Here is a 22,572-nt window from a genome sequence, read left to right as displayed (position 1 = left end):
ACGGAGCTGTTGAGATGAGCCTCACCGTGCACCCCGGCTACTTCGATGCCCCCGTGGCGCAGACCGACCCGCTGATCGCCGAAGCCATCGCACACGAGCTGCAGCGCCAGCAGGAGGTGATCGAACTCATCGCCTCCGAGAACATCGTTAGCCGCGCGGTGCTGGAGGTGCAGGGCTCCATCCTCACCAACAAGACGGTGGAGGGCTACCCCGGCAAGCGCTACCACGCCGGTGCCGCGCATGTGGATGCGGTGGAGCGTGCCGCCATCGAGCGAGCCTGCCAGCTCTTCGGCTGCCGCTTTGCCAATGTGCAGCCGCACTCGGGCAGCCAGGCCAACCATGCCGTGCTGCATGCGGTGGCGCAGCCGGGCGAGACGATCCTGGCGATGGACCTCAACGCCGGCGGCCACCTGAGCCACGGCGCAGCGGCCAACTTCAGCGGCCGCTGGTTCCAGGTGGTGAACTACGGCGTGCAGCCCGACACCGGCCTGATCGACTACGACCAGGTGATCGACCTGGCCCGCCGCCACCGGCCCAAGCTGGTGATCGCCGGTGGCTCGGCCTATGCCCGCGCGCTGGACTTCGAGGCCTTCCGCCGCGCGGCCGATGCCGCTGGCGCGCGGCTCTTGGTGGACATGGCCCACTTCGCCGGCCTGGTGGCGGGCGGCGCGCATGCCGATCCGTTTCCGCATGCGGACATCGTGACCACCACCACCTACAAGTCGCTGCGCGGGCCGCGTGGCGCCATCGTGCTGTGGAACGACGAGGCGCTGACCAAGCCCATCAACAACGCGGTGTTCCCGGGACTGCAGGGCACGCCCTTCCTGCACATCGTGGCCGGCAAGGCGGTGGCGCTGGGCGAGGCGCTGCGGCCGGAGTTCAAGGCCCACGCCGCCGCCGTGCTGGCCAACGCCCGCGCACTGGCGGCGCGGCTGCAGCAGCATGGCTACCACCTGCTGGGCGGCGGCACCGACACGCCGCTGATGCTGGTCGACCTGCGCCCGCAGGGCCTGACCGGCGCCCCGGCCGCCCACAGCCTGGAACGCGCGGGCCTGATCTCCAATGCCAACCCCATTCCCTCCGACACCGCCGACCTCAAGGTGATGTCGGGCCTGCGCTTCGGCGTCAGCGGCAGCACCACCCGCGGCTTCGGCACCGCCGAATTCGAGCAGGTGGGCGACTGGGTGGCGCAGGTGCTGGCCGGCCTGGCCGCGAACCCGCAGGACAACACCGCGGCCGAGGCGGCGGTCGCGGAGCAGGTGAGGGCGATGACGCGGCGGTTTCCGATTTATGGGGGGTGAGGCGCGGGGCGTTGTGCTTGCCAGTGCGAGGTCGATCGACGGGTGATCGGATGGCGCTCGGGCCCGATATCGTGTGCACCTTGAAGCTGCAGATCGGCAGACCCATGAACCTCTCTCTTCACGAAGAAGTCACCCGCATCGTCCGTGCGTCGCCTTGGTTCATGTCCGCACTCGAGGCAGTGCAGTCATTGCAGTTGGCGTCCTGGTGCATCGGGGCGGGCGCCGTGCGAAATCTGGTGTGGGACCATTTGCACGGTCACGAAAGGCCGTCGGCGCTGGCCGATGTCGATGTGGCGTACTTCGATGCACACCCGGGCCGGCCGGACCAGGATGCCGGCATCGAGGCCAAGCTCCGGGCGCTTGAACCTGGTCTGCCCTGGGAGGTCACCAACCAGGCCTTTGTCCACGTCTGGTTTGAGCGCTGCTTCGGTCATCCAGTGCCACCGCTGACCTCATTGGAAGAGGCGGTTGCATCGTGGCCGGAGTACGCCACATCCGTCGGGGTGTTTCTCACCCGGGCTGGAACCCTTGAGGTCATCGCGCCACACGGACTGGCAGACCTCTTCGGCCTGCAAGTGCGGCGCAATCCGGTTCGAGTGAGCGTCGAAACCTATCGGCAACGGGTGATCCAAAAGCAGTACACGAAGCGGTGGCCGCGAGTGACGGTGATGCCGTGCTGAGGGAGATGTCCCAACACATGGAACGACGAGGAAAGCGTCCATAGGCTGGCTTCGGCAGGGTGCGCGGAGCGGCTCACGGTTGCGGTCGGTGTCAGAAGCGTCGTTGAAGCCCTTCAGGCGTGGCAGGTTCCCGAGCCAGTTACTCGATACTCCATGTGCGCATGAACTCGTAGGGGTCAGCGTAGTCTGGCAACGGACAAACCGGCAGCCAAGCCTGGGGGATGAGCACCGTATCGATGTCCAATTCGAGTCCATGGCGTTGAGCGGCCTTGGCATACAGACAAGCAAAAGGCGAGACGAACCGGCTGGCAACAGGGAGTTCAAACACGTCGTTGCGTACCTTGGCGACCTTGGGGCTCGTGAGCTCTGCCAAGGCTGCCTCCATGCCCGCCTTGTCTTTTTGCGCCAAGGCCAAATAGAAGCGCATATCGGGCGCGTACTTCTGCATCTTCGTCGGGGGCTCCTGCAGGAAGGCCTCGGCCTTGCGCCCGAGTTCATCCCACTGGCCATTGAGCGCCAGGGTCAACTGGTAGTAGTGGTACTCGTTCTGATTGGGATTGAGCATGCGCTGCTTGAACAGCTTGGAGTGGGGGGCTGCCGCATCATCCATTGAATCACAGGTTCGTGGTCACTGAGCAACGCGTAAAAATATTCCGCCTCGTGCATCACACCTTCTTCGCCCGTGGTCTTGGCGATCATGTAAATGAACTTGGCCACCACATAGCTGTTGAGCTTGAAGGTGGCAAGATCTTGATTGCCGAACCAGGCGTAGTCGGCGATATTTGTGTGCAGCCTTTTTAGGTCCCTCAGGCATCCACTGAAGCTTCCTTCGCCTTTTTCAATCATTACCACCGCATCCGGAACGGTACCAATTCTTGGCCATTCAACAATGCGCTCCCTGCGCTCTTGAATGAACGCAATTTGTTCAGGGGTGTAGTGCGCCAACACGATCCTCGTTCCTTTACCTGCCAGGCAAGGTGACAGGGAGCACCACCAGTTGCCCCGGCGTTCCTGGCATGGGTCTTGTCTTCCAATGCCCGCGCTCGCCGTTGCCGCCATCTTCATGCCACGCATGCCCAGTAAGGCTCAAGCCGAGGCCGCCGCAATTGCTGCTCAGGTTATTGCTTTCCTATTGAGGGTATGGTCTTAGAGAAACAGTCGCCTGATTTTGTTGAGCAGCCCCGGCGGTGGCGGCGGCTCCCAGCCCGGTCGCAAAAATTCGTACTCCACGTCGTACGTTTCCAGCGGCTCAATCGGCATTAGCGCCATGGGTACCAAGGGGTTCTGAATCTGCACCTCGATGCCGCGGATCCAGCACAGCTTGGCGTGGATGACGGCAAAGCCTGCCAAGAATTGACCCTCGAGTTCGTTGACCGATTTGATCTTGGCTTGGTCTTCAATCAATGCTTCCAAGCCGTCTTTGTCTTGCTTGAGCAGCAACGAGAAGAAGTCTTGTCCGGCTCGAGACAGTGCTTTGTCGTGCTTTCCCCCCTTTTTGGCGACCTGGACGATGGTTTCGCGTAGGGCCTCGTCATCGCGGCGCAGTACTAGTTGAAATTGATGCCAGCGGAAGTGTGGACCTTTCACATATTCCCTGTCTTTGAGCGCGGCATGGGTCAGCCAGTCGTGGATTTCTGGACTGTCGCTGAGCAGTCCATATAGGAAGGGGGTGTATGTGGAGAAGGGGTCGTAAACGGGCTCAGCTTCTCTGAGGCTGGCCATATGGAGTTTGCAGGCAACATAAAAGTTTTGTTTCAGGCTTTTTGGGTCCTTGTCTATAAAATGCGCCTTTAAACCGCGAATCTCTGGAAGGGCGGCAATGTGGGATAAGACTGCCCCTCGTTTTATTTTGGAATATTTGCTTGTATACGCCGTCACGCGTTCGATTGTGTTTTTCTCCAAAACTTCAGTCGCGCGACAAAGGGCCTCCATTGCAGTCTCTTGCATTTTGCTCATGGTTTCACCTTGACGATGACCATGCCGTTTCGGTTGACGCCCGAGATAACCACGGTCAGGTTCCCATCGTCGATTGCCTTTAGAATGGCAGTGCCTGTTTGAGCTTTGACAGGGTCAGCGGATTGTTCAAGCAATCGCGCCCGACTCGTCACCCAATCAAGCGAGCCTTGAGTCGGAGGATTTTTTTTGGCATAACCGGGGTTCAGGCTGATCGCCCCATCTGCATTAAGCGGCTTGACCTCATTGACGATCACCTTGTCCCCTTTGAGATAAACACGATCAAGGCAATTGTCTGAGCCGCATTTGCCGTCCATCGCCTTGAATTCATTGCGCTGAAAGTAGCTGTCGGACACTACCTCGCGAACGGTTCCGGCTTGGGCGCTGTTCATAGAGTCAATCTGTTTTAGCATATTGAGTTCACTCGACGTTAAGCCTGCAGGGTTGCCCACTCGGGTGAGTTGTTGAGCCGAGATGTTTCCTCCCTTGGACATGAGTATCTCGCCTGCAGCTAGCACCTTGCTGCTCTCCCAGGCCCTTGCAACCCCCTGCACCGCTTGTTCGCCGCCTCTGATGGGCAACCTCAACCCAAACAGGATTTCTTCAATCGTGGTGTCAAGCACGGCTTGCCCACTCAGCACATTCAGTCTCTCTAGGCGCGCTTGATCTCGTTGTTCCTTGCCCGCAATAACGGACACTTGATTGTTGGGCGATCCACCCGGGAAGATGTTTCCATAAGGGTTGTCGCGCTGGGCCTGTGTGGCACTGAAGTAGGTCTGGGGCTTTCCGTCGGTGCCCAGCACCGGGCGTCCACGTGCGTCCAGAATCGGGGCTCCCGCGTTGGCACTGAGCAGGAGATGCGCCTCGCCCAAATCGTTGAAAAAGCGTTCGCCCATCCCTAGCGAGGCTTCACTGCCAGGCTTGCCCGATGCGGCAATGATCTGGTTGTAATACGCTTGGTTCTTGATCGCATCTTGCGTCTCGATTCGATCCTTGGCGGCGCGCTCCAGCATATCGGTCCAATACAAACTGACCTGCTTTTCGCAGTCACCGTTGCCGCGGCAAGTGGTGCGCGCCTTGTCGGCCGCCAGTTGTTGGATCCGTTGCTTTTCCGTCGGATGCAACTGCCGATTGTTGATATCGGCATTGAAGGCCGTGACCGCGCCGGCTGTGTTGCCGCCACTGGCTGCGGCGCCGATCGTGGCCGCTGTGGCTCCGCCGGCCAGACCGGAGATGAGGTTGGCGGCGCTGTCGCCCAGGCCAGCCTCTTTGAGCGCGGTCTTCAGGCCCGCTTGCAGCTCTTCGAGCTTGGGCGCTGCCGCGCTGGCTGCGCCTGCGCCCACAGCACCCTGCACCCCGCCCGTGAGCCCGCCCACCAGCACATGCAGTGCCACCCGGTTCTGGCCGCCTTCTTCCCAGGCTGCCATGCCTTGCTTGTCGCCCGCCTCTTTGGCCTGGTCGTACTGCTGCTTGGCGTAGTCCCCCGCCGCTTTGCTCGCCTGCTGGCCAAACTCGCTGGTGATGGCCACCTGCGCGTTGACCTCCTGGCGTGCCTTGTCTTTGTCGAAGATGGGCTTGAGGCCCGACCCCGCGTCTGCGGTGCGTGCGGCGGTGTTGCCTTCCATCCCGCTGATGCCCGCCGTGCTGGTGCTGCTGGCGCTGCCTGTGTCGGAGCCGAGGCCCACGCCCGAAAGCCCCGCGCTGAGCGACGCACCGGGTTTCGGCGTGCCGACCGCCAGCCCCACGCTCACGCTCTTGGCCTCATAGCGGGCTGAGTTCTGCAAGTCAGTCGTGGTCGTGCCCTGCTTGGCTTCGTAGCGGTTGTTGTCCTGGTCGATAGCCGCCTGCGTGCTGGTGATCTGAGCGCCGGTCAGTTGGGTCTTACCCGCCACCTGCACATCAAAGCCTCCATCGCCCGCCCGGATCGCGCTCTGCTCGCCCACGCTCAGGAAGTCGCTGTTGATCCTGGTTTGAGCCGCGCTCAGGCTGCCACCGGGCGAGGGGCCGATAGTCACGCTGCCGCCGACCTGTTTGCTCTTCTCACGGTACTGGTGCTGGTCCTGCAGGCTTTCGATGCCGAGGTTGCCGCCGGCTTCGACCCTGACACGTTCACCCTGGACGACGGCGCCCCGGAGGGTGGTGTCGCCACCGCTCTCCAGCGTGACCCGACTGCCGCTGATCTGGCTGTTGCTGTAGCTGGTGGCGTCGCCTGCGCCTTGGCCTTTGCCAGCGCTGGCGCTCAGGGTCACGCCTGCGCTGACGCCGTTCGACTTGCTGCTGCGGCTGCTTTGCTGGGTGCTGTTCTGGGCGACGACCAGGTTGAGCTGGTCCTCGGCCCGCAACAGCGTATGGCCCGCAGCGCTGGTCTCGCTGCCACGAATGAAGAGGTGGCGGCTCAGGCCGACCGCCGTGATCTGGCTGCTGGCCGTCTCGCGGGCGCTCATCACCGGGCTGATCACGGATACCGTGCGCCCGTAACCGTTCAATTTTTTGCGAACAGCCGACTCAGCCAGCTTCTATTGGGTTCATCGCGCGCAGGATGAGTGCTGGGGCCGTCTGGTCTCAGCAAGTCGCCGGGGTAGTGCTCATGTCCCAGACAAAGGTGGTCATCCAAGCCGAAGGCCTTGACCGCAGCCGCTGCTTCGATGCACCAGCGCCCAAAGTAGCTGCCTTTCTCGATCGGGTGCCTTTCTGGGTCACCCCAGATGTACCAAAAGGGCTGGATTGTCGGAGCTTTGCGGTTCGGGGGCGGCGGGCGCTTGAGTTCGGCATACCAGTAGTCAACGAAGTCCTTCAGCAGCGCGGCTTGCTGCTCCTTACTTGCCTGCACCGCTTGGAGCAAGCGCCCGTAGGGCTTTGCGTGGAGAAGGGTATGGCCGATACGACGCCCGGGGCTGCGGCTGGCGATCACTCGATCCAGCAACACGTCTTCACCTTCTCCTGCTAAGAGCACTAGCAAACGCCGCCATTGCGCCTCGGGGACCTCCAGGCACAAAGCCAAACCCACCAGCCAGAAACACCAGTTGTAGTGATTTAGGTTGCTCAATGAGAAGTCCCAATCCCGACAACTCTGCAAGCCGTGCTCCCGGCAAACCTCGTCGCTCAGGCGGTTCGACAGCTCCCAGGCATCGAGCAGCCCGGAGAAGTGCTGCGAGAGCTCTCGAATGGGCGCACCCGATGAATAGAGAGTTACGATATATCGAAGGCGATGCAGCGTATTGTTGAGTACGTACTGAGGCCGATAGACAGGATTTTCACTTGGACTTTTAAACGTCTCCTCTTCGTCCCTGATGGTAGCAAGTCTAAACTGGCCCCATTGCACCCAATATGCTTGATCACCCATTGCTGCTCGGATCATGGCTTGGCTCCAGACAGGTTAAAATTCGGAATTATTATATTTGAAGTATCTATTGGCTTGCGCTTGCCCAGCGCGTCTAGCACTTCGACAACAGTAGAGCCATCAGGTCGAACAGTAACGACCCAGCTTTCAAATCGGCCAGCGTCGATTGCTTTGTAGATCGCGGGAGCGGCCTGTTCTCCGACCGCACTTTCAATCCGCCCAGACCCACTAATCCAGCTGGTACTGCCTTGCTTGCCGTCGGCGGTGTTTTTCAAGACTTGGGAGCCGACCTTGTTGTCTTGCCCAACGAACTTGTACTCGATGCTGACGTATTCAACATCTGCGCGGCTGACCTTGTACAAGTCATCCAGCCCCTGCTCACCCACGCCTGGAACGCGAGCGATCTTCTGCCCGTCCGGCACGATTTTCTTGACTGTATTCTGGCCAAACAGATCACCCATCAAGCCCTTCTGCTCATTGCTCAGCTTGCTCATGTCGATCAGGGCATTACCTGATCTGTCGAGCGCACCACCGGACTTGACCAGAGCCTGCTCCGCACTCGCCGTTAGCGCGGCGATCACTCGGGTTTGCACCGCCGCACTAGTCAGGACTTTGTAGGCCGCGGAACCCGCCGGAACCGCTGCAGCCACGCCATTGAAGAACCGCTCTACAGAGTTCAGGTCGTTCTGCGTGACCACCCCACGCCCGCTAATCGCCTGATACAGCGCGATCGGGGTGCCATACACGGGGTGCAGCGAGGCCACTAACTCGCTCAGTTGCAAAGCTTGGTCGGTGCTGAGCCGGCTCGCTTGGCTGATAGCGACCAGATTGCCTGCCGCCTCCAGCGCACTCATCTGGCGGTCAATGCGCCTGAAGTCCTGCTCGTTACACCGCGCCTCACACTCGTTCATGAGCCGGGCGTTCTCCTGACTGACGCTTCGGCGTACCTGAGCAAACGGACTGTGACTGACATAGTTGTAACCCGTTTGCGGCAATGCCGCACTTACACCGGCGCTCCCGCCTGCCGCTGCACCCACCGCAACGCCAACGAGCTGCGTTGCCACTTGCCGCACCTCTTCGGGCAAGTTGAGTTTGGCAATCTCCTCCCCCACCACCGGGATCACTGTGGCGCTTGCCGCGGCCCCCAAAGCTCCACCGGCACCGCCAGTCAGCGCGCCCAGTGCCGTGTACAGGCCGTTGCGATAAACGCCGCCTTCATCCCATTTTTTTGCTTCCTCTTCGTTCCCCTGGCGCCGCAGATCAATCGCCCTTTGGTCGGCCGTTTCGGCGGCCACCGGGATGATCTGCCTACCGAACTCGCTGGTGATGGCCACTTGCGCGTTGACCTCCTGGCGCGCCTTGTCTTTGTCGAAGATGGGCTTGAGGCCCAACTCCGTGTCCCGGGTGCGAGCGGCAGTATTGCCCGCCATCCCGCTGAGGCCAGCCGTGCTCGTCGAGCTGGCGCTGCCGTCATCCGTGCCGATGCCTGCGCCGCTGAGCTGCAGACCCTTTCCGGGCTGAGTGCCTGCGCCCAGGCTCACGCTCGCACTCTGCGCGCTGTAGCTGGCGCTGTTCTGCAGGTCAGTCGTGGTCGTGCCCTGCTTGGCTTGGTAGCGGTTGTGGTCCTGGTCGATAGCCTTCTGCGTGCTGGTGATCTGAGCGCCGGTCAGTTGGGTCTTACCCGCCACCTGCACATCAAAGCCTCCATCGCCCGCCCGGATCGCGCTCTGCTCGCCTACGCTCAGGAAGTCGCTGTTGATCTTGGTCTGGGCCGCACTCAGGCTGCCAGCGGGCGAGGGGCCGAAGGTCACGCTGCCGCCGACCTGTTGACTCTTCTCGCGGTACTGGTTGTGGTCCTGCAGGCTTTCGATGCCGAGGTTGCCACCGGCTGTGACCCTGACACGTTCGCCCTGGACGACGGCGCCCCGGAGGGTGGTGTCGCCACCGCTCTCCAACGTGACACGATTGCCGCTGATCTGGCTGTTGCTGTAGCTGGTGGCGTCGCCTGCGCCTTGGCCTTTGCCAGCGCTGGCGCTCAGGGTCACGCCTGCGCTGACGCCGTTCGACCCCAGGTTGATACCCACCCCGATGCTGCCGCTGCTGTTCCTGCTGCGGCTGCTTTCCTGGGTGCTGTTTTGGGCGGCGACCAGGTTGAGCTGGTCCTCGGCCCGCAGCAGCGTATGGCCGGCAGCGCTGATCTCACTGCCACGAACGGAGAGGTCGCTGTTCTGGCCCGCGCCGATCGCCTGGATGGTGATATCGCCACCTGCCCGCACGCTGCTGCCATGGGCGTTGTCCGCCTGGCTGTTCTGTTGGCTCTGGCTGCGCGTGCTGCCCAGGCTGATGCTGACCCCTATGCCGCCGGCCTTGTCAGCGGCGTTGCCGCCCTCCAGCGCTCGGCCGGCCTGCACAGCATCCACGGCTTGTTGGCCGTTGAGGGCGATGTTGGCTGCAGCCAAGGACTTGATGCGTGCATCGCTGGCTTGGCTGCCTGCCTTGAGCTGGCTGCGGGCTGTTTGAAGCGCGCTGATGACCGGGCTGGTCACCGATACTGACAGGCCACTGCGCTTGAATTGCGTCTCTGCGTTCTGGCTCGCAAGTTCACGGGCCTCGACGATGTCGACCGCCTTAGCCTGGATGCTCACATCACCACCGGGGGCTTGAACCTGTGAGCCGACCTGGCGATAGCCCCCGCCTGCGGTGATGCTGACGTCCCCCTGCACCGCGCCCACTATGGAACCGTGATACTGGTCCTGGCTGGTCTTGACTGCTTGTGCCAAGGACTGTTTGCCGATGGTGATGCCCAGGCCACCGCCGCCGAACAGGCCCGACTTGGTGGTCTTGCTGAACTGTTCGGTGACCAGGCGGTCGGCCACTCCGTCGATCGTGATGTTGCCGCCGGCCTGCAGATTCGTTCCCCGATCGGACACGGCCTGTGCTGCCGACATACCGAGGTCCCGTCCAGCCTGGATGTTCAGTGTTTGCCCTGAGACTACGGTGCCGAGCGCGGTCGTCTCCTCGCTCTTGCTGTAGCTGGTGGTGGTCTTTTTCTTGAGGAAGCCACGCTTGGTCCTCTGGCTCATCTGCTCGATGACGTCGGTCGCTTCGCCCGCCAGCAATGCTAGATCGCGACCTGCCGTGAGGCTGACACCGGCCATCGAACTCTCAAGCGTCGCCGCTTTGGCGTTCAAGTCCTGGCCCGCGGTCAGCGCAACGGTACCCGCGGCCTTGATCTGGCTGCCCACGTCTTCGGTGCTGCTCTCCTTCTTGAAGTTGTTGGCATTCCTGATTGAACCGCCATGAGAGCAATTGGTCGAGCGCCACACCTCCGTACCTGGCTGGCGACCTTAAACGTTTGTCCCGCGCGGTTCCCGCTCAACCGCTAGCTACCCTCACAACCCCACCACCCCCGGCTGCAACACCGTCGGGCTGTCCGGTGCATCGGTGCGGCGGGCGGCGGCCAGGGCGCGGTCGCGCAGGGCCTGGGCGGCGGCGGTGTCGCCGGCCGCAGCCAGCACCGCGGCGCGCACGCGCCACAAGTAGGCCTGCATGCGCACGTCACGAAAGCCGGTCAGCCGGTCCCAGGTGGCCAGGGCCTGCTGGCTCAGGGCCTGGGCTTTGGGCAGCGCACCACGGGCCAGCGCGGCGCGGGCCAGGCCGGCCTGGGCCAGGGCCACGTGGCTCCAGGTCTTGACGGCGGCTTCGTCGACCACGCGCTGCAGGTGCTGCTGCGCTTCCTGGGGCCGGCCCATGTCCAGCAGCAGCCGGCCCAGGCGCTCGCGGCAGGCCGCGGTGGGCTGCCGGCCGGGTGGGTCGGCGGCCTCGAAGGCGGCCATGGCGCTGCGCAGCGTGGCCAGCGCTTCTTCATGGCGGCCCAGGCGGGCCAGCGCGTCGCCGATGTGGCGCTGCACCCGGCGCTGGTCGAAGTCGTACTGCGCGGTGCGGCTGTAGGCGGCCTGGGCCTGCAGCAGCAAGGGCAGCCCTTGCGCGGCGCGGCCCTCGGCGGCCAGGCGTTCACCGGCGTCCTCGCGCACCACGTTGGCATCGGGCAGGTCGGTGCGGTCGCCGATCTGCGCCAGCAGGCGCTCGAACAGCGGCTGCGCCTCGGCCCGCTGCCCGGCCAGGTGCAGCGTGCGTGCATGCTTGGCGCGGGGCAGCCAGGCCACCGGGAAGCCGGCGCCGCTGGTGCGCTCGGCGATGTCGGCGGCCTGGCCATAGGCCGCGGCGGCGGCGGCCAGATCGCCGCTTTGCTGCAGGGCCAGGCCCAGGTTGCCGTACAGGGTCTGCAGCTCGGCCTCGTTGCGCTGCGGCAGGGCTTGGGCCATGGCGATGGCCTGGCGGTTGGTGGCGATGGCCTCGGCCTGCCGGCCCTGGGTGCTGTGCTCGGTGGCCAGCTCGGCCAGGGCGGTGACGTGGCCACGGCCGCCGGCTTCCACCTCGGCGGACAGCGCGGCGCCGCGCTGCAGGGCCTGCAGCCGGGCGTCGGCCTGGTCGGGCTGGTCGCGCAGGCAGATGCCGCGCGTGGTCCACCAATGGGCGCGCAGCGGATCACGCTCGCGGCCGGCGCGGCGCAGGCCCTCGTCGGCCACCGCCAGTAGCCGGCGGCATTCGTCCTGATCACCGCGGCCGTAGGCGCGCATGGCGGCTTCCAGCTGGCCTTCCAGCACGTTGGGGTGCAGCGGGCCGTGGTGCTGCAGCACCACGGCCAGCTGGCGCTGCTGCAGGGCTTCGTAGGCGGCGTCTTCGCCCAGCTCGCGGTAGATGTCGGCGGCGGTGCGCAGCAGCTCGATGCGCAGGTCGGGGTCATGGGCGAACTGGGCGTCGATGCGCGCGGCGCTGCGGTCGAGCAGGGTCTTGGCGGTGGTCTGGCCGTCCGGCTTGCCGCCGGCCACACGCGGATCGGCGGCGCTGAACACACCCAGCAGAAAGTCCTTCACCGCCTCGGCACGGCGGGCCTGGGCGCGGGCCTCGTGGGCCTGCCATGCCACGCCGGCCACGCCCACCACCAGCACCAGCGCCAGCGCGCTGCCCAGCGCCACTGGCAGCCGGTGGCGGCGCACATAGCGCGCCAGCCGCTGGCCCGTGCTGAGCCGGCGCGCCCGCAGCGGCAGGTGCCGGCGGTGGCGGCGCAGGTCGTCGGCCAGCGCCGCCACCGAGGGGTAGCGCGCCTCGGGCGCCGGCTGCAGCGCCTGCGCGACGATGGCGTCCAGGTCGCCGGCCAGCGCTCGGCGCAGCGCCGGTGTGGCAGCCACGCGCGAGGGCTGCGGCGGTTCGTCGCGCGTGGTCTCGCGGTGCCGGCCCGGGGTGTCGGCGCCAAAGGCCGGCTGGTCGGTCAGCAGCTCGAACAGCATCAGCCCCAGCGCGTAGACGTCGGTGGCCACGCTCACCGGGCCACCGGCCAGCTGCTCGGGCGCGGCGTAGCGCGGCGTGGCCAGCACACCCAGGGCGCGGGTCAGGGCGGTGCTGTCGGCGTTGGCGGTGGGGTCGCCGCCGTCACCGGCCTGCAGCAGTTTGGCGATGCCGAAGTCCAGCAGCTTGACCTGCCCATCGGCCGTCACCAGCACGTTGGCGGGCTTGAGGTCTCGGTGGGCCACCAGCCGGCCGTGGGCATGGGCCACGGCGTCGGCCACCTGGTCGAACAGCGCCAGCCGGGCGTCCAGCGGCAGCGCGCGTTGCTGGCACCAGGTGGTGATGGGCAGGCCTTCCACCGCCTCCAGCGCCAGCCAGGGCTGGCCGGCGGCGGCCTCGCCATCGGGGCCGGCAGCGTCGGTGACACCGGCGTCGTAGAAGCGCGCGATGTGCGGGTGCGCCAGCCCGGCCAGGATGTCGCGCTCGCGGGCGAAGCGGGCCCGCACGCCCGCGGCGTTGAGGTTTTCCAGCAGGTGCAGATGGGGCAGCTTCAGTGCCACCTGGCGGGCATAGGCGCCATCGGCCCGCTCGGCCAGCCACACCACGCCCATGCCGCCGTGGCCCAGCTCGCGCAGCAGCTGCCAGGGGCCGATGCGCTGGCCCGTCCGGTGCACCGGTGCCTCGTCGGCCGCGGGCGCCCAGCGCGGCGTGCTCAGGTAGTGGTCGGCCAGTGCGTCGGCCTGCTGTGCCAGCACGGCGGCCAGCCAGGGGCGCAGCACGGCTTCTTCAGCGGGCAGCGCTTGCAGCGCGTCGGCACGCTGTTCGGCGGGCAGCGCCAGCAGGGCATCCAGCCGGCGCGAAAAGGCGGGCCAATGTTCGGGCGGGCAGGGCAGGGCGGTCATCGCTGCAGCGGCCAACGGGACAGGGAGGCCGAAGCGGACATCAGGGCTGGCTCAACATCGACCGCAGCAGCAGCCGCGCCTTGTCCCAGTCGCGGCGCACGGTGCGGTCGGTCAGGCTCAGCACCTGGGCGATCTCGGCATCGGCCATGCCGGCGAAGTAGCGCATCTCCACCACCTGGGCCAGGCGCGGCTCCACCGTGGCCAGGGTGGTCAGCGCCTCGTCCACGCGCAGCGCCTCCGCGTCGTCGGGGCCGGCCAGGCCGTCGGCCAGCACGGTGTCCAGCGTCACATGGGCGGCACCACCGCCGCGCCGGTCGGTGGCCTGCTGGCGCACCAGGTCGACGATGACGGAGCGCATCACCCGCGCGGCATAGGCATAGAAGTGGCCGCGGCTGTCGAAGTGCAGCGTGTCCATCCGGCCGGCCAGGCGCAGAAAGCTTTCGTGCACCAAGGCCGTGGTGTTGAGCCCGGGCGTGCCCGTCCCGGCGGCCTGAAGGCGGGCGCGGGCGATTTTCTTCAGCTCGGGGTAGGCGGCCTGCCAGCTGGCAGGTGGCTGGTCGTCGGCCTCGTCGGTGCGGTCGGCGCTGTCGTTGGGGGCGGGCGGCGGCATGGTTTTCATGTTCGCATGGGTCATGGTGGCCCACCCCCACGTTCATGGGAGGCAGGCTTGTCCAGATGCGGTCGATGGCCTCGTTGGCTGGGCTGATGGATCCGCCGTCGAGAGGACGGTCACCCTGCACTTGCCGAGGAGCCCCCATGCCCATTCGTCCGACCCTGTCCCGCCACGCCGCCGCCCTGGCACTGGTGGCGGCGCTGCTGCCACTGTCGGCCCACGCCACCTACCAGCTCACCGCGACGTCCAACGCACGCACCGTGAGCTTTCTGCCCGCGCCGGGCGGCACCGACACCGACGCCCAGAACCTGAACTTCTTCAACCAGCCCGGCGCCACCACGCTGCAGCGGCTGGACAGCTTTGCCACGGCGGACCATGGCAACGCCACCGCGCGGTTCCAGGGCCGCATCGGCCTGCTGAAGGCCTATGCCGAATCCAACTACGCCCGCTGCTGCATCGAAGGCACCACGGTGTTGCTGGGCGGCGCCAATGCCACGGTGCAGGGCAGCTTCTACGACGAGGTGCTGGTGGGCGGCGACGGTCTGGCCGTGGGCACGCCCGTGAGCTACCAGCTGGTGCTGCGGCTCAGCGGCACGGTCAGCAACCCCAGCTTCGAGAGCGGCGCCAACCTGTATGCGGTGGCGATGGCCGAAGCCCGCCTGCGGGACAGCAGCAGCGGCCAGGAGGTGAGCCTGAAGTGGGACGCGGCGGAACAGGCCACCGGGCTCTACACGCTGACGCTGGCCACCGCGGTGGGCCACACGCTGTCCATCCAGGGCATGCTGTTCGCCGACACCCATGTCGAGGCCGGCGCGGTGATCGGCCGCCATGCCGAGGTGGATTTCTACCATTCGGCCGGCTACAACCTGGCGCCTTCCGTGGCCGGGCTCAACACCATCGGCGCCAGCGGCACCGACTTCCTGGCGCCGGTGCCCGAACCCGCGACCACCCTGCTGTGGTGCAGCGGTCTGGCTGCGCTGGCCGTGCTGGGCGGCCGGCGCAGCCCCCTCACGCTGGCTGCCCCCGCCCAGGAGCGCTGACCATGCACCGCTCCCATGCTCCGCGGCTTGCCGCAGCAAGCGCGCTGATCGGTGCCCTGGCGCTCGGCCCCACCCAGCCCTGGGCGCAGAACTCGTCGCTGATGGTCACCACCACGGTGACCTCGGTGATGACCTCGCCCGCGCCCCGCGAGGACCACAGCCGGCCCACCTACCTCACCCTGTTCGACTCCCCCGAGGCTGCCAAGCTGCAGGTGATGGATGACCGCATCAGCACCTCCAACGGCGGCACGGCCGAGGTGAAGTTCCTGGGCCGCATCGGCCTGCTGAAGGCGTATGCCGCGGCCAGCCACCCCTACTGCTGCACCATTGGCGGCGAACTGGTCACCAGCGGCTTCAGCAACGCCACGGTGGACGCCGGCTTCACCGACACCGTGGCCGTCACCGGGGGCGGCCTGACGGACGGCACGCCGGTGCAGTACACCGTGGGCCTGCGCATCAACGGCAGCATCAGCAGCCCCAGCTTCGAGATGGGGGGTCACGTCGGCGTTCACGGGGTGGCCGAGGTGCGGCTGGAAGACAAGATCACCCGCGAAACGGTGAGCCTGCGCTGGAACGCTGCCAGCCAGGCCCCCGGCCTGTACCTGCTGACGCTGAACACCCAGGTCGGCCACGATCTGGGCATCACCGGGTACCTGAACGTGGGCGCCAGCGTGGACAGCTCGGCCACCACCACGCGCAGCGGTGTGGCCGACTTCTACCACTCGGCCGCCTACAGCCTGACGCCGTCGGTGGCCGGGCTCAACACCATCGGCGCCAGCGGCACCAACTTTCTGGCGCCGGTGCCCGAGCCCGCCAGCGGGGCCTTGATGCTGCTGGGGCTGGGGGGGCTGATCGGCATCTTTCGGTTGGGCTACGGTGATGCCGCCGACCGGGACCACACCAAGACTGGTTGGAGCCTGGCGCCGGACTTCGCCACGCTCAAGGACTTCAAGTCGGTGCTGCTGGGCGATCTGTCGGGCCACGATCAAGTCCTGCCCGAGCTCAGCTAAGGCGGCAACGTCGCTCACGCTCGGCAAGCGCCCGGCCACCCAGGACGACCTCAACGTGGCCGCCGCCGGCCAGCCGCGCACCGTCAGCGTCACGCTCAGCGCAGCGTGTCCATGAAGGCGCGCAGGTCGGCGGCCGACCGGGCCGGGATCTCGCGCTGCGGCAGATGGCCGACCTGGGGGTAGGTGATCAGCCGTGCACCGGCGATGGCGCTGGCGAACTTGCGGCTGTTTTCCACCGGGATCAGCGGGTCGTACTCGCCGTGCATCACGAGTGTGGGCAGCCGGATGGCGGCCAGCTTCTCGGCCGTGGCCTGTGAATGGCTGCCCGGCGGCGCCGACATCAGGATGGTCCGATGGCCCGGGTACAGCTGGTAGTCGGCCCAGCGCTGCACCACCGCCTCGGTGATCAGGCCCTTGTCGTGCACCTGGGCCTTCAGGCCCTGGGCGATCAAGGGCTTGTTGTCGATGCGTGCCAGCACCCAGCGCCCGATCGGATGCTGCAGCACCCGGAAAGCCAGCGAGGGGCTCTGCCCCTGCGTGTGGGCCGGCCAGCCCGCCGCGGCCACCAGCACCAGCGCACGCAGCTGCCGGGGCGCCAGCAGCGCCACCTTCCAGGCCACGCCGCCGCCCATCGAGTTGCCCGCCAGCACGAAGGGCGGCAGCCCCAGTCGGGTGGCGACATCCACCACCAGGGCGGCCAGCGCGTCGGCGTCCAGCAGGTAGTCCGCGGGTGCTGCGCTCAGCCCGTGGCCGGGCAGGTCCAGGCTGATGACGCGGTAGCGGTCCTGCAGCGCCTGGCCCCAGGCTTCCCAGGTGGCGTACGAGTCGCCATAGCCATGCAGCAGCACCAGCACCGGCCGCGAGCGGTCGCCCTGGTCGCGGTAATGCAGGCGCAGGCCGCCCGGCAGCTCGATGAAGTGATCGTCGGCGCCCGCATAGCGGCGTTCCAGCTCGGCCGCAGGGCGGTCCGGCGTGCGCAGGTAAAGCCAGGCCGCGGCCAGGCCGACGCTGAGCAGCACGGCGATCAGGAGGAGGGCGTAGGCCAGGGTTTTGAGCATGCGTGTACGGTGCCGATGTGCCATGGAAACGGCGGCCAGCTTAGGGCGGGCGAGCGCCCGCCCGAAAGAAGAAAGCCGACCATCGACATTCGGAGTCTGGCCCGGCGTGGGCCGCCTTCGCTAACCCAGCTCCCGCCGGATCGCGCCCACCAGGGCCAGCACCTCGGCGTGGATGGCCTGTCCGCGTTGCAGCAGCGTGGCTTCGTCTTCCTGCGCCGCCACCGCGGCCTCGTAGGCCTGCAGCCGGGGCACCAGGTCGCTGGCGCCGATGCTGGCGCTGGCGCCGCGCAGCGAGTGGCTGGCCTGGCGCCGGGCGCTGGCCTGCGCCGCGGGGTCGGCCGGGTCGGGGGCCACCAGCAGCTGGGGCAGGCCTGCCTCGTAGGTGTTGGCGAACTGGCGCAGCACACGCGCCAGGCCGGGCAGGTTGTCGCCCATGTGGCGCATCGCGGCGGCGATGTCCAGGCCCTCGATGGCGGCCAGCCGCACGTCCAGCGGCCGTTCGGCGGGGCTGGCGCTGCCCGGTGTCTGGTCCGGCGGCCGGGCCAGCGCGGGCACGGCCGAGCGCCGGGGCAGCCAGCGCAGCAGCGTGGCGTACAGCTTCACCGGGTCCACCGGCTTGGCCAGGTGGTCGTTCATGCCGGCTTCCAGGCAGGCCACACGGTCTTCGCCGAAGGCATTGGCCGTCATCGCGATGATGGGCAGGCCGCGGCCCAGCTGGGCGCGGATGGCGCGGGTGGCTTCCAGGCCATCCATCACCGGCATCTGCATGTCCATCAGGATGGCGTCGTAGTCGCGCTGGCGCACCAGGGCCAGGGCCCGCGCGCCGTTCTCCGCGGTTTCCACCGCCAGGCCGGCGGCGCGCAGCAGCTCGTGCGCCACCTCCTGGTTGACGGCGTTGTCCTCCACCAGCAGCACGCGCTGGCCGGCATGGTGGCGGCGCAGCAGCGCTTCCTGCTCGCTGGGGCTGCCGCCGTCCATCGCCAGCATCTCGCCGCGCGGGCGCAGCACACGCGCCAGCGCATCCAGCAGCGCCGAAGCGGTGATGGGCTTGACCAGCACCGCGTCGTAGTGGGCGGCGCGCGCCTGCTGCCACATCGGCGCCTCGTCGAAGGCGGTGACCAGGATGCTGGGTGGCATGCCGTCGTCCAGCATCTCGCGCAGGCGGTTGAGCGTGGCGATGCCGTCCAGCGGCGCCATGTGCCAGTCGATCAGGAACACGTCGTAGGGCTTGCCGGCCTTCATGCGGGCCTGCACCTGGCGCAGTGCGGCTTCACCGTCGGCCAGGCCTTCCACCTCCAGCCCGAAGTCGCGCAGCCGGTCTTCGATGGCCTGGCGCGCCTCGGGCAGGTCGTCCACCACCAGTGCGCGCAGGTGGCGCAGCGGCGGCGGCGCGGCCTGGTCGCCGGCTTCGGCCGCGCGGCCCAGCCAGGCGGTGAACCAGAAGCGGCTGCCCTGGCCCGGGCGGCTGTCCACGCCCACCTCACCGCCCATCAGCTCGGCCAGGTGGCGGGTGATGGCCAGGCCCAGGCCGGTGCCGGCATGGCGGCGGGTGGCCGAGGCATCGGCCTGCTCGAAGGCATGGAAGAGGCGCCCCTGGTCGGCCGGGGAGATGCCCTCGCCGGTGTCGGCCACTTCAAAGCGCACCTGCAGCCGCCGCCGCTCCTCGGACAGCAGCTCGGCCTTCAGCCGCACCCAGCCGCTGTCGGTGAACTTCACCGCATTGCCCAGCAGGTTGACCAGCGCCTGCGACAGGCGCGTGGGGTCGCCACGCAGCCGGGCGGGCAGGTGGTCGGTGTCCAGCACCAGCTCCAGGCCCTTCTCGCGGGCGCGGTCGCCCACCAGGTCGAAGGCGCCGCTCACCAGCGCGTCCACCGAGAACTCCACGTCCTCCAGCACCATCTTGCCGGCCTCGATCTTCGACAGGTCGAGGATGTCGTTGATCAGCTGCAGCAGGTGCTTGGCCGCGCCGTCGATCTTGAGCAGCCGGTCGCGCTGCAGCGTGTCGCGGGTGTCGCGCGACATCAGGTGCGTCAGGCCGATGATGGCGTTCATCGGCGTGCGGATCTCGTGGCTCATGTTGGCCAGGAAGGCGCTCTTGGCGCTGGTGGCCGATTCGGCCTGCGCGGCGCGGGCCTCCAGCTGGGTGTTCAGCCAGGCCAGCTGGGTTTGCGCCTGCTTCAGCGCGGTGATGTCGGTGATGGCGACGAAGAAGCCCTGCTGCTCGCCGTCCACCCAGTGCGGGATGTAGCTCAGCAGCGCATCCACCGTCACGCCGTCGGCGCGCACGATCTGGCGCTGGTAGTCCTGCCGCTCGCCCTGCAACGCGCGCTGGATGTAGGGTTCGGCCTGGGCATAGGCCTCGCGGCTCACCAGGTCCTGCGCGCGCATGCCCACCACCTCGTCCGGCCCGCGGCCGAACCAGGCGCGGTAGGCCTGGTTGGCGAAGCCGCAGGTCATGTCCATGCGCCAGTAGCCGATGACGCCGGGGATGCTGTCGGCCACCAGCCGCGTGAAGCGCTTGGCCTCCACCAGCTCGGTGATGTTGGTGGCGATGAAGAACCAGCCTTCCACCTGGCCGTTGCGGCGTTCGGGCAGCCGGTGCACCCAGAAGTGCCCGACACGGCCGGCAGGGTCGGTCATGTCGAGTTCCATCTCCACCGGCTCGCCGTCCAATACCCGGCGGATGGAGCCCAGCTGGCGCTGCAGCGTCTCTTCGCCCAGCACCTCGGGCACGGTGCCGCCGATGCACTGCGCCCGGTCGAGGCCGAACCAGTCCAGGTAGGCGCGGTTGGCAAAGCGCAGCCGCAGGTCGCGGCCCCAGTAGGCCAGCAGCGTGGGCTGCGCATCCAGGATGTCCTGCGTGAAGCGCTCGGCCTCGCGCTGGGCGGCCAGCGCCGACTGCAGCTCGCGCGTGCGCGCATCCACCAGCTCTTCCAGCCGGTCGCTGTGCATCGCCAGCTGCTGGCTGGCCAGCTGCTGCTCGGTGACGTCGGCCAGCGTGATCACCACGCCGGTGATCTGCTGGCCTTCCAGCAGCGGCTCGGCATTGGCGCGGTACAGCCGCAGGCCGTCGCCGGAATAGTCGGCCCCCACGATGAGGTCGCGCTGCGGCTGGCCGGTGCTCAGCACACGCCGGCTGGGGGCCTCGGCCTGCGTCATCGGCCGCCCGTCGGGGTGCTGCAGCGGCCAGTGCGCACTCAAGACCTGGCCGACGGGATCGAAGGGCTGGCCCGGCGGTGTGCGGCCGCCCAGGAGCCGCAGCGCCGCCGCATTGCAGTCCACCAGACGGCCCTCGGCATCGACGGTGATCACCGCTTCGGCCAGCGCCGACAACGTGCTGCGCCAACGCTCTGCACTGGCCTCCAGGGCCTCGCCTGCGCGCGTGCGCGCGCGCTCGGCCCGCAGCATCGCGCTCCACAGGCCCAGCAGCAGCAGACCCGACAGCACCAGCGTGGCATCGAACACCCGCGACAGGCGCTGCGTCTCGGCGCGGTCGTGGGCCTGCAACGCTTCGTCGATGGCTTGCACCTGCTCGTGGATGTCGTGCAGCGTCAGCTGCGCGCGCACCACGGCCTCGCCGGGCCCGGCGTCGATGGCGGGCAGTTCACGCAGTCGGTCGAGCGCACTGCGCAGCCCGTCCAGCCGGGGTGCGCCGGCCTGGTCGCGCGACAGCTGGTCCAAGGTGTCGGCGGCACGCTGCAGCAGTGCCTCGCCCTGCGTGCGATTCCAGGGCGAGGCGGGGTGGCCCGACAGCGTGACGTGGTGGAAGGCCTCGTGCACGTCGTTGGCCGCCTGCTTGAGCGCCAGCGAGGTGACGGCCGACTGCGCCGCCCGCCGGGCTTGCAGCGAGTAGGCGGTGGCCACCGCGCTGCACACCAGCAGCGTGGACAACGCCGTCGCGATGATCCAACCGCGGCCGTGGCGCATCAGCATTCGACGATGTTGACGGCCAGACCGCCGCGGGCGGTTTCCTTGTATTTGGTCTGCATGTCGGCACCGGTCTCGCGCATGGTCTTGATCACCTTGTCCAGCGATACATGGTGGGTGCCGTCGCCCCGCAGCGCCATGCGCGCTGCGTTGATGGCCTTGACGGAGGCGATGGCGTTGCGTTCGATGCACGGGATCTGCACCAGGCCGCCCACCGGGTCGCAGGTCAGGCCCAGGTGGTGCTCCATGCCGATCTCGGCGGCGTTCTCGGCCTGCTCGGGCGTGCCGCCCATCACCGCGCACAAGGCGCCGGCGGCCATGGAGCAGGCCACGCCCACCTCGCCCTGGCAGCCGACTTCGGCGCCGCTGATGGAGGCGTTTTCCTTGTACAGGATGCCGATGGCCGCGGCGGTGAGCAGGAAGTCGACGACGCCGGCATCGCTGGCGCCATGCACGAAGCGGGCGTAGTAGTGCAGCACCGCCGGCACGATGCCGGCCGCGCCGTTGGTGGGCGCGGTGACCACGCGACCACCGGCGGCGTTCTCCTCGTTCACGGCCAGCGCATACAGGTTCACCCAGTCCAGCACCTGCAGCGGGTCGCGCAGCGCGGCCTCGGGGTGGCTGGTCAGCGCCGCATGCAGTGCCGCTGCGCGGCGCCGCACCTTGAAGCCGCCGGGCAGCACGCCTTCGGCGCGGCAGCCGCGCTGCACGCAGGCCTGCATCACCTGCCAGATCTTCAGCAGGCCAGCGTCGATCTCGGCGTCGGTGCGCCAGTGGCGCTCATTGCGGCGCATCACCTGCGCGATGCTCAGCCCCTCGCGCGCGCACACCTGCAGCAGCTCGGCGCCGCTGGCAAAAGGCAGCGGCAGCACCGTGGTGTCGGGGGCGATGACCTTCTGCCGGCTGCCGTCGGCGGCCACTTCGTCGCTGACGATGAAGCCGCCACCCACCGAGTAATACACCTTGTCGGCCAACTCGGCGCCGCTGGCGTCGAAGGCGGAAAAGCGCATGCCGTTGGCATGGAAGGGCAGGCTCTGCCGGCGGTGGAAGACCAGGTCCTTCGCGGCCTGGAAGCCGATGTCGTGCGCGCCGTGCAACGCGATGCGCCCGCTGCTGGCGATGGCGGCGAGCAGCGCGGGCACCGCGTCCACGTCCACGGTGTCGGGTTCATGGCCGGCCAGGCCCAGCAGCACTGCCTTGTCGCTGCCGTGGCCCTTGCCGGTGGCGCCCAGCGAGCCGTAGAGCTGCGCCTGCACCCGCGCGGTGCGCGGCAGCAGGCCTTCATGCACCAACCGCAGCGTGAACAGGCGGGCGGCCCGCATCGGGCCGACGGTGTGCGAACTGCTCGGCCCGATGCCGATCTTGAAAAGGTCGAACGCGGAGACGGCCATGCGGCAAA

At 67.4% G+C, this 22,572-nt stretch carries 15 protein-coding genes; 4 read left to right on the top strand and 11 right to left on the bottom strand.

Features of this window, described 5'->3' with window-relative positions; all coding sequences use genetic code 11:
• Positions 1–14 precede the first annotated feature (14 nt).
• Together glyA and MW290_RS02210 are read left to right on the top strand one after the other, a co-directional pair.
• Positions 15–1,301, top strand: a complete 1,287-nt coding sequence (gene glyA / locus MW290_RS02215) for a serine hydroxymethyltransferase (RefSeq protein ID WP_250195691.1) — start codon at positions 15–17, stop codon at positions 1,299–1,301.
• 161 nt (positions 1,302–1,462) lie between these two features.
• Positions 1,463–1,981: a nucleotidyltransferase family protein gene (locus MW290_RS02210; RefSeq protein ID WP_250196570.1), complete on the top strand. Its 519-nt coding sequence runs from the start codon at positions 1,463–1,465 to the stop codon at positions 1,979–1,981.
• Positions 1,982–2,120: 139 nt separating this feature from the next.
• On the opposite strand, the gene MW290_RS02205 is transcribed toward MW290_RS02210, so the two are convergent.
• The 8 genes from MW290_RS02205 to MW290_RS02170 form a co-directional block, all read right to left on the bottom strand.
• Complete coding sequence (locus MW290_RS02205; RefSeq protein WP_250195690.1) at positions 2,121–2,546, bottom strand: Imm49 family immunity protein; 426 nt, start codon at positions 2,544–2,546, stop codon at positions 2,121–2,123.
• Positions 2,504–2,929 carry a hypothetical protein gene (locus MW290_RS02200; RefSeq protein ID WP_250195689.1) on the bottom strand — a complete coding sequence of 142 codons (426 nt, stop codon included), beginning with the start codon at positions 2,927–2,929 and terminating at the stop codon, positions 2,504–2,506. The genes MW290_RS02205 and MW290_RS02200 overlap by 43 nt, the downstream gene beginning before the upstream one ends.
• Positions 2,930–3,127: 198 nt before the next feature.
• A complete protein-coding gene (locus MW290_RS02195) occupies positions 3,128–3,937 on the bottom strand; it encodes an Imm49 family immunity protein (RefSeq protein WP_250195688.1) in 810 nt (269 codons plus the stop codon).
• A complete protein-coding gene (locus MW290_RS02190) occupies positions 3,934–6,378 on the bottom strand; it encodes a hemagglutinin repeat-containing protein (RefSeq protein WP_250195687.1) in 2,445 nt (814 codons plus the stop codon). Before MW290_RS02190 ends, MW290_RS02195 begins: the two co-directional genes overlap by 4 nt.
• Positions 6,379–6,416: 38 nt before the next feature.
• Positions 6,417–7,292, bottom strand: coding sequence for a PoNe immunity protein domain-containing protein (locus MW290_RS02185; RefSeq protein WP_250195686.1), 876 nt, complete (start codon positions 7,290–7,292; stop codon positions 6,417–6,419).
• Positions 7,289–10,600: a hemagglutinin repeat-containing protein gene (locus tag MW290_RS02180; RefSeq protein ID WP_250195685.1), complete on the bottom strand. Its 3,312-nt coding sequence runs from the start codon at positions 10,598–10,600 to the stop codon at positions 7,289–7,291. Before MW290_RS02180 ends, MW290_RS02185 begins: the two co-directional genes overlap by 4 nt.
• A gap of 66 nt (positions 10,601–10,666) precedes the next feature.
• Positions 10,667–13,525, bottom strand: a complete 2,859-nt coding sequence (locus tag MW290_RS02175; RefSeq protein ID WP_250195684.1) for a serine/threonine-protein kinase — start codon at positions 13,523–13,525, stop codon at positions 10,667–10,669.
• A gap of 40 nt (positions 13,526–13,565) precedes the next feature.
• Entirely contained in the window at positions 13,566–14,144 is a 579-nt protein-coding gene (locus tag MW290_RS02170) for an ECF-type sigma factor (protein ID WP_250195683.1), read from the bottom strand.
• 137 nt (positions 14,145–14,281) lie between these two features.
• Here MW290_RS02170 and MW290_RS02165 point away from each other — a divergent pair, with 137 nt between their 5' ends.
• Both MW290_RS02165 and MW290_RS02160 read left to right on the top strand, forming a co-directional pair.
• Positions 14,282–15,178, top strand: a complete 897-nt coding sequence (locus MW290_RS02165) for a PEP-CTERM sorting domain-containing protein (RefSeq protein WP_250195682.1) — start codon at positions 14,282–14,284, stop codon at positions 15,176–15,178.
• Positions 15,179–15,180: 2 nt separating this feature from the next.
• Entirely contained in the window at positions 15,181–16,188 is a 1,008-nt protein-coding gene (locus tag MW290_RS02160) for a PEP-CTERM sorting domain-containing protein (protein WP_250195681.1), read from the top strand.
• Positions 16,189–16,283: 95 nt separating this feature from the next.
• On the opposite strand, the gene MW290_RS02155 is transcribed toward MW290_RS02160, so the two are convergent.
• The 3 genes from MW290_RS02155 to MW290_RS02145 form a co-directional block, all read right to left on the bottom strand.
• Complete coding sequence (locus MW290_RS02155; RefSeq protein WP_250195680.1) at positions 16,284–17,246, bottom strand: alpha/beta fold hydrolase; 963 nt, start codon at positions 17,244–17,246, stop codon at positions 16,284–16,286.
• A 120-nt stretch (positions 17,247–17,366) separates the two neighbouring features.
• Positions 17,367–21,179, bottom strand: a complete 3,813-nt coding sequence (locus MW290_RS02150; RefSeq protein ID WP_250195679.1) for a PAS domain-containing hybrid sensor histidine kinase/response regulator — start codon at positions 21,177–21,179, stop codon at positions 17,367–17,369.
• Positions 21,173–22,564 (bottom strand): L-serine ammonia-lyase, encoded by a 1,392-nt coding sequence (locus MW290_RS02145; RefSeq protein ID WP_250195678.1) that lies wholly within the window; start codon positions 22,562–22,564, stop codon positions 21,173–21,175. The genes MW290_RS02150 and MW290_RS02145 overlap by 7 nt, the downstream gene beginning before the upstream one ends.
• Positions 22,565–22,572 lie beyond the last annotated feature (8 nt).

It is taken from the genome of Aquincola tertiaricarbonis (assembly GCF_023573145.1).
In the GTDB taxonomy this organism is placed as follows: Bacteria; Pseudomonadota; Gammaproteobacteria; order Burkholderiales; family Burkholderiaceae_C; genus Aquincola; species Aquincola tertiaricarbonis_B.
The sequence above is the reverse complement of the archived record's forward strand: the minus strand, read 5'-3'. Positions and strand labels throughout refer to the sequence as shown.

Bases quoted from the DNA above. Each gene is read 5' to 3' on its own strand.
- MW290_RS02145 (WP_250195678.1), bottom strand. From the start codon at position 22,564: ATGGCCGTCTCCGCGTTCGACCTTTTCAAGATCGGCATCGGGCCGAGC.
- MW290_RS02170 (WP_250195683.1), bottom strand. From the start codon at position 14,144: ATGAAAACCATGCCGCCGCCCGCCCCCAACGACAGCGCCGACCGCACC.
- MW290_RS02155 (WP_250195680.1), bottom strand. From the start codon at position 17,246: ATGCTCAAAACCCTGGCCTACGCCCTCCTCCTGATCGCCGTGCTGCTC.
- MW290_RS02165 (WP_250195682.1), top strand. From the start codon at position 14,282: ATGCCCATTCGTCCGACCCTGTCCCGCCACGCCGCCGCCCTGGCACTG.
- MW290_RS02195 (WP_250195688.1), bottom strand. From the start codon at position 3,937: ATGAGCAAAATGCAAGAGACTGCAATGGAGGCCCTTTGTCGCGCGACT.
- MW290_RS02205 (WP_250195690.1), bottom strand. From the start codon at position 2,546: ATGCTCAATCCCAATCAGAACGAGTACCACTACTACCAGTTGACCCTG.
- MW290_RS02175 (WP_250195684.1), bottom strand. From the start codon at position 13,525: ATGACCGCCCTGCCCTGCCCGCCCGAACATTGGCCCGCCTTTTCGCGC.
- MW290_RS02150 (WP_250195679.1), bottom strand. From the start codon at position 21,179: ATGCTGATGCGCCACGGCCGCGGTTGGATCATCGCGACGGCGTTGTCC.
- glyA (WP_250195691.1), top strand. From the start codon at position 15: ATGAGCCTCACCGTGCACCCCGGCTACTTCGATGCCCCCGTGGCGCAG.
- MW290_RS02190 (WP_250195687.1), bottom strand. From the start codon at position 6,378: ATGAGCGCCCGCGAGACGGCCAGCAGCCAGATCACGGCGGTCGGCCTG.
- MW290_RS02210 (WP_250196570.1), top strand. From the start codon at position 1,463: ATGTCCGCACTCGAGGCAGTGCAGTCATTGCAGTTGGCGTCCTGGTGC.
- MW290_RS02160 (WP_250195681.1), top strand. From the start codon at position 15,181: ATGCACCGCTCCCATGCTCCGCGGCTTGCCGCAGCAAGCGCGCTGATC.
- MW290_RS02185 (WP_250195686.1), bottom strand. From the start codon at position 7,292: ATGATCCGAGCAGCAATGGGTGATCAAGCATATTGGGTGCAATGGGGC.